General features: G+C 37.7%; 8 protein-coding genes. 5 read left to right on the top strand and 3 right to left on the bottom strand.

What is annotated here, in order from left to right:
• The 5 genes from Q1553_RS07245 to Q1553_RS07225 all read left to right on the top strand — a co-directional run.
• Nucleotides 1-490: zinc-binding dehydrogenase (locus Q1553_RS07245; RefSeq protein ID WP_300842863.1), on the top strand; the 490-nt coding region annotated here is incomplete at its 5' end.
• Between the two features lie 196 nt (nt 491-686).
• Nucleotides 687-1,121 carry a flagellar basal body rod protein FlgB gene (gene flgB, locus Q1553_RS07240; protein WP_115552133.1) on the top strand — a complete coding sequence of 145 codons (435 nt, stop codon included), beginning with the start codon at nt 687-689 and terminating at the stop codon, nt 1,119-1,121.
• Nucleotides 1,122-1,131: 10 nt separating this feature from the next.
• Nucleotides 1,132-1,632, top strand: coding sequence for a flagellar basal body rod protein FlgC (gene flgC / locus Q1553_RS07235; protein WP_300706622.1), 501 nt, complete (start codon nt 1,132-1,134; stop codon nt 1,630-1,632).
• Nucleotides 1,633-1,642: 10 nt separating this feature from the next.
• Nucleotides 1,643-1,960 carry a flagellar hook-basal body complex protein FliE gene (gene fliE / locus Q1553_RS07230; RefSeq protein WP_115552135.1) on the top strand — a complete coding sequence of 106 codons (318 nt, stop codon included), beginning with the start codon at nt 1,643-1,645 and terminating at the stop codon, nt 1,958-1,960.
• A 12-nt stretch (nt 1,961-1,972) separates the two neighbouring features.
• On the top strand, nt 1,973-3,730 hold the full coding sequence (locus Q1553_RS07225) for a penicillin-binding protein 2 (protein WP_115552136.1): 1,758 nt from the start codon (nt 1,973-1,975) through the stop codon (nt 3,728-3,730).
• A gap of 22 nt (nt 3,731-3,752) precedes the next feature.
• On the opposite strand, the gene Q1553_RS07220 is transcribed toward Q1553_RS07225, so the two are convergent.
• The 3 genes from Q1553_RS07220 to Q1553_RS07210 all read right to left on the bottom strand — a co-directional run.
• Nucleotides 3,753-3,965: a hypothetical protein gene (locus Q1553_RS07220; protein ID WP_115552137.1), complete on the bottom strand. Its 213-nt coding sequence runs from the start codon at nt 3,963-3,965 to the stop codon at nt 3,753-3,755.
• Between the two features lie 35 nt (nt 3,966-4,000).
• Nucleotides 4,001-5,236 carry a malic enzyme-like NAD(P)-binding protein gene (locus Q1553_RS07215; protein WP_115552138.1) on the bottom strand — a complete coding sequence of 412 codons (1,236 nt, stop codon included), beginning with the start codon at nt 5,234-5,236 and terminating at the stop codon, nt 4,001-4,003.
• Nucleotides 5,237-5,349: 113 nt separating this feature from the next.
• A partial coding sequence (locus Q1553_RS07210; RefSeq protein WP_300842862.1) for a hypothetical protein occupies nt 5,350-7,258 on the bottom strand: 1,909 nt, incomplete at its 5' end.

Raw genomic sequence — 7,258 nt, 5'->3', positions numbered from 1 at the left:
TGGGCTTGGTGTAATGGCACTCAAATACGCAATCAAAATGGGTGCGGAAGTGAGCGTGTTTGCGCGTAATAAAAATAAAGAAAAAGAGGCATTAGAGCTCGGTGCAAAGGCACTTTATACTGATACAAAGGGTGTGAGCGAACGATTTGATTTTATCATTTCTACGATTCCAACCGCGTATGATGTGAATGCCTATGCAGAGTTGTTGAAATTTGGCGGAGAAATGGCTATTGTAGGCTTACCACCTGCAGATGAGAAGCTTGGTATTGATTTAACGAGACTTGTATTTGCTGCGGGTAAAAAAGTCTATGGCTCACTCATTGGCGGAATGAAAGAGACACAAGAAATGCTTGATTTTTCGCTCAAACACAAAATCTATCCCGAGACAGAGGTTATTTCTGTGGAGCAAATCAATGAGGCGTATGAGAATCTCACGAGTGGCAAGGCAAAATTCCGCTATGTGATTGATATGAAAAGTTTAAAAGAATAAACAAGTCGTTGGAATTCCTTGTCGCCAAATTTTCATTGTGCGGATTCCACATTTTCGCAATTCCTCATTGCCGGGTAAGTTTAAGTTTGCTTGGCAATGATTCCTAGTAAATAACATTAACATATAGAATCACTCATCATTATTTTGGAACACAACTTGCTTACTCTTTAACAAATTCAATATTCAAGGATTTGCTATGAGTATTTTCAGTTATAGCCCAGCGCGTGCGCTTGCGCAAGAAGCTCTTGACCATAGAGCTGTGCGCAGGGATATGATTGCTAGCAATATTGCCAATGTCTCTACTCCAATGTATCGCCCAAAAGATGTGAATTTTGAACAAATGATGGCACAAAAAGCAGACGAGATTTTTAATCGCAACCGCAAATTAGAACTTGATGTAGCCATTACAAACAAAAATCATTTGCTTCCTATTGAGGATATGAGCCTAAAGCGTCCCACAATGTTTTATCGTGATGGACATCTTTCTCGCAATGATGGCAATAGTGTGGATTTGGATATTGAAACAAGTGAAATGGGCAAAAATGATATTATGTATCAAGCAATTATTGGTGCATTGCGCAAACAAGGTGGAATCTTCACCTATGCAATAGAATCTTCAAGAAATATATAAGGGGATTTAAATGTTTTTATCTAGTTTTGATATTAGCGGTTATGGGTTATCAGCACAGCGTCAAAGAGTAAATTTAATTTCTAGCAACATTGCCAACGCAAATACCACGCGCACCGATGAGGGCGGACCTTATAGACGAAGAGATCTTATATTAAAAGCTTTTGATTTTGATAAAGTTTTGAATCAAAAGTATGAAAACAGCAATAATTTGCTAAAATATGAAGATCCATTAGATGAAATGGACAAATTTGATGAGCAAAGGAAGCCAAAACCTACGCTAATGAGTGTTTATGTTGATAAAATTGTCCGTGATGACACACAGCCAAAAATGAAATATGAACCTAATCACCCAGATGCAAACTCTGAAGGTTATGTTGCATATCCCAACATTAATGCAGTCGTGGAAATGGCAGACTTGATTGAGGCAACTAAAGCTTATCAAGCAAATGTTGCTGTGTTCCAAAGTGCTAAAAATATGGCAACCACAGCAATTTCAATGTTCCAAGCATAAAGGATTATAAATGGAAATTAACAAATACGGAGTGGATTTAGAAAAATTAAACTCTAAACTCCAAGATGTTCCAAATCTTGCACCAAACCACGATTTAAATCCTCCTTCTAAGAGCTTTGGTAATATGCTAAAAGAAGCGGTAGATGAAGTCAATGCCTACCAAAAAACAAATGAGCAAGTAATGGCAGATATGGCGACAGGGCAAATCAAAGACATCCACCAAGCCGCTATTGCAATCGGAAAAGCCGAAAATAGTATGAAATTAATGCTAGAGGTGCGCAATAAAGCCATTAGTGCCTATAAAGAACTTATTAGAACACAAATTTAATCTCTGCCTAAAATGAATGACGCGCAATCTAAAAAGGCAGGCAAGATATTACTTCTATTTCTTACAATAGGAATGGGATTCTGCATTTTTTTAGGGACAATCTTTTATCAAAATTTCGCCTCTCGCAAACTTCCAAACTTCCAAGCCAAACGCATTGAAAGCGCAATTAGAGGAAATATTTATAGTAGTGACGGATTCTTGCTTGCCTCTAGCAAAAAAGTCTATAAAGCAGTCGTCAATACTCACAACATTAATCCACAAAAAAAAGAACTATTCGTCAATCTTTTTAGCATTTATAGTAAGATACCAAAGAATCAAATTCTCTCCAAACTAGAGAAAAAAGGCAATGTAACACTTTCGTATGCCATTGATTCCAAAAGTGCAAGTTATCTCAAACAACTGAACTTAAAGCTGAATCAATTAGATGTTTTTCAGAGCTATGAAGACGAAAATGGACATATTTTTAAATATGGCTTATCCGTAGTAGAAAGCGGGGAATCTAGGGATTATCTCTATCAAGACACGATGGAGCCAATTCTAGGCTATATTAACAAGCAAAATGAGACGAATATTACACGCGTGCAAGGCGTTAAAGGTATTGAAAAAAGCTTTGATAATGAGCTAGAGCCGATGAGTGATTTGCTGATGATTGGGCAACGCGATATTGGTTTTAATGTAATTTTAAACAAACATTCCACTTTCAAAGAAAGAATGGACGGCTACGATGTTATTACCTCTATTCCATTAAAGTTGCAAAAAAAAATTGAACGACTTGCAGATGAAAATGCAGCGCAACTTGGAGCAAAAGAGATTCTAATTGGCATTATAGAAAGCAAAAGCGGAAAAATCCTAAGTCTTGCGAGTAGTGCGCGCTTTAATCCGAATCTCATCACCAAAAACGATTATTCTAAACTCAATGCGAATGCGATTGAATATTCCTATGAACCCGGAAGCATTATCAAACCCATTATTTATGCGATTTTACTAGATAAAAACCTTATTACTCCCAATGAAACCATTGATTTGGAAAATGGACGCTTTAGATTGCATAATTTTTATATTACAGACACCCATAGGTTAAAATCTGCAACAGCTGAAGAGGTTTTGCTCTATTCTAGCAATATCGGTATGGCAAAAATAGCCCAAAGACTTAGCCCACCAGAATACAATGCCGCCTTGCAAGCTTTTGGATTCGGAAATCCAAGTGGAATTGATTTGCCTTACGAGCGCGTGGGTGTAATTCCAGATATAAAGCGATTCCAAAGCGAAGTTTATCGTGCCACCGCTTCTTACGGCTATGGATTGCGCACAACCTTTATTCAAATGCTTAAAGCCTACAATATCATCACGAATTATGGAATCTCTTATAATCCTTATTTGGTGGAATATATCCAAGATTCCAAATCTATCCGCTATAAGCTCAAGCATCAAACCCCCATTAGAATCCTAAGCAACAAAACCGCCAAAGAAGTAAAAGATACTCTTATTAAAGTTGTCAATGAGGGAACAGGAAAAACTGCGCAAGTAAAAGGCATTACAATTGGTGGTAAAACAGGCACTGCGCATATCGCACAGGGTGGAAAATATGTGCGTAAATACAATAGTTCATTTTTTGGCTTTGCAAACGATGAAAAAGGGAGTGAATATACCATTGGCATTAGCGTGTTTGAACCCAATGAGACAGAAGCATATTTTGCCACACGCACGGCTGTACCGCTTTTTAAGGAAGTTGTAAATTTGCTAGTTAAAGAAAACTATCTGAAACCTTAATTCGGGAATCAATGCACTTATCTCACGATTCTAAGCCTTTTATCACAAATCTCTCATTCTCAAGCACGATAGAATAAGAATCACGCGTTTTTAAATCAATCAAAAAGCATTCGTCGCCATTTTCAAGTTCATACCGCTCGGCAGGATAAAGACTCAAGCGACGTTTCACCTCTTCCAAATCCTCACAAAGTGCGCTAAAACCAAACATCACCAACTTGTAAGCAAATTCTTCCATTGAAATTTCTTTAACAATTATCTTAAAACTAAAATTTAAGATTCCAAACTTTTGACGCGTGCAACCCCACTATTAATCGCTGCTTGTGCAACCGCGTTAGAAACGAAATCTTTTAAGCGCGTATCAAAAGGGCTAGGGATAATATAATCTTTACCAAACTCAAACTTTCTCCCGTGAATTTTCTCTAACTCCGCCCTCAAATCATCAGGAATAGGCTTTTCTGCAAGTGCGGCAAGTGCATACGCACAAGCAAACTTCATTTCCTCATTGATACATCTTGAGCGCGCTTTTAATGCGCCTTTGAAAATATAAGGGAATCCCAATACATTATTGATTTGATTAGGATAATCACTTCTGCCTGTTGCAATTATCGCATCAGGTCTTGTCTCATACACAATCTTTGGGTCAATCTCTGGAATTGGGTTACTCATCGCAAAAATCATAGGGTTTGGATTCATTCCCTCAATATCTTTGGCAGTCAAAATATCCCCACGAGAGAGCCCAAGCAAAACATCTGCGCCGTCCAAAGCTTCCTTGTAAGAGTTGATTTGGCGAGAAATTGCAAAGTCTTTTTTAAATCCATTCAAATCTTTTCTAAAAGTTGTGATTGCGCCTTTGCTATCAAACATAATAATTTCTTTTGCTCCTAGATTCTGTGCCATTTTTGCACACGCAATCGCCGCACCACCTGCGCCAAAAACGACAATTTTTAAATCCTCTGCCTTTTTATTTGTGATTTTTAATCCATTGATAATTCCCGCAGTTGAAATGATTGCCGTTCCGTGCTGGTCATCGTGCATAATAGGAATATTAAGAACCTCTTTGAGTTGTGATTCTATATAAAAACATTCAGGTGCTTTAATATCTTCTAAGTTGATTCCGCCAAAAGTTGGCGCGATTGCGCGCACAATCTCAATAAACTTATCCGGATTTGTCTCATCTACTTCAATATCAAACGCGCTAATATCGGCAAATTTCCTAAATAATGCTGATTTCCCCTCCATTACAGGTTTTCCTGCAAGTGCCCCAATGTTTCCAAGCCCCAGAACGGCTGTGCCATTGGAAATAACAGCAACAAGATTGCCTTTGGCAGTGTATTCATACGCGGTATGTGGGTCGCGCTGAATCTCTTTACAAGGAACAGCAACACCCGGAGAATAAGCGATAGATAAATCGTGCTCATTATTTAATTGCGTGCGTGCAACCACTTCAATTTTGCCTCCTTTATGATAAGGAAGTGCGTCTGGATAGGTTTGTTTTAAATCTTCCATTATTGATAAACACCTTAAAAAATTAAAAATTCAGTCAAAATTTAAGCGGAATAAAAATAAAATCTCATTTAAATTTACTTAAATAAACATTAAATTTTAGCCTTTATTTCTATTTAATAAATTTTTGGCTGATGAATATTTCCGAACAATCTATGCTCTTCAGTGCTTTTAGAGTGCTTAAGAAGCAAATTTCCCTCCAAAGTAGAATTGTTTAGATTCGTAACAATTTTGGAAGATTGGATTTGAATATTCTGCACTTTTGATTTTTTGGAATCTGCTTTTGATTGGAGAGAAATCGTACTGTGTAGTTGATTGTCCATAGTAAGCTGATGATAGAGGAAGCCATTAAAATCCACTTGGCTTAGATTCTGCCCTATTGCTTGATTCAAAGAGCGCAAAAGTGCAGTATTGCGGAATCTTACATTGGTAATATCAAAGTTAAAATGACATATATTTTCCACAAAATATTCTTTGACATTGAGATTCGCCACTCCTTCAAAATAATGAGGAATCTTTGGAAATATCGTATAAATTTGCGCACTACTTAGCTGATTGAGATAAAGATTGGAAGCCGTTTTGCTCACACTCAAACTCAACGCGTGCAAACTAGATGATTTTGCATTGCTGTCTTCTTTTATCTCTCCTTTAAGGTTCAAAGACTCATTAGTCGCTAATCCTTGTGCATTCAGTATGCCTTTAAAGAGGCTTTTATTCCGATAGGAGAAATTTTGAAGCTTCGTTAAGGTGATTTCTTGTGGAATCTCAAACGCAAAGGGCTGCAAAGAGATTTTGCCCCCTTGCCCTTGAAAATCTGCAAGATTGGAATGGAGCGCATAATTTAGGATTCCTTGTCCTTGCGCTAGCTCTATCTTGGAATCTAGCTGAAATGTCATAGCAGGAAATCCGATGTGCGTGCGCATTTCTATAAGTGGGCTATTGATAAACAAATCTTGACTTTGCATTAAGACAACGCCAGAGATTCCGCTTGCAAAATCGCGTAAATCCAAATCAAGATTAAGCGTTCCTCGCAAAAAAGAAGGTTGATTAAAAAGCGTAAAAAGCGCGCTTGCCTCCAAGTTTTGACTTGTGAGTTTCAAGGTATTAGCTTGTAAATTTTGCAAATTCAAACGAAAATCCAAAGGGGAGTTTTCCAAACGCATCGTTCCGCTAATCAGCATATTTTTCATATCACCCTTTGCGATTCCTTTTGTCTCCAAAGCCCCATTAAGCGGAATCCCAAAAAAAGGTGAAAGGGGTGAAAGATTTTGAAAACCACAATGAAATTCTGTATCGGTGGCTAAAGTTCTTAGATTGCTCGCCCCCTTGAGCGCAAAATCCCCAACGCTAGAATAAATTTTCAAATGATGTTGGAAAGTATTGTGATGTATCTCGCCTTGTAATTCTCCCATAAAATATGTCGGTGGAATTGTGAGATTAAAATGCGATAAAAACTCCTCTGCTGCTAGCTCCCCACCCTCTAGGCTCACATTGAAGATTCCATTATAAAGATTCGCTTCGGACTTTGTATTTAAAAGAGTTTGCCAAAGGGAGTAAGAAGTGTCTTGCAAATCCTCTTGAGCTTGCTCTAATTTCAAATCAAAGTTTAAGATTCCATCTCCATAAGGTGCTTCATCAAACAAAACAAAGAGTGTCGCTAAACTTGCATTTTTTGTGTGCAGTTTAAGACTCTTAAAATCCAAATAAGAGCCATAAGCATTCAAATCACTTTGCGAATCCAAAAGATTGCTTTGCGCTTGCAAAATATAATGTGCAAATTCGCCGCTAAATTCACCCTCTACCCAAGTATTCTCGGCAAATTGCAAGGTTTTGTCTGCAATTTTTGTGCTAAACCCGTGAGAATTTAACAAAAACTTGCCTTTAAGATTCCGCAAAAACAAGGAATAATCACTCTCCAAAAATAACTCTAACTGCCCATTATGCGCCACAGCCTCCAAAGAAAAATGAGAGGGGGTGATTTTAAAGTGTCTTGCTTGCCATTTAAAATGCGTGTAAGATTCCAAC

This window comes from Helicobacter sp. UBA3407, from assembly GCF_949747025.1.
Lineage (GTDB): Bacteria > Campylobacterota > Campylobacteria > Campylobacterales > Helicobacteraceae > Helicobacter_D > Helicobacter_D ganmani.
The sequence above is the reverse complement of the archived record's forward strand: the minus strand, read 5'-3'. Positions and strand labels throughout refer to the sequence as shown.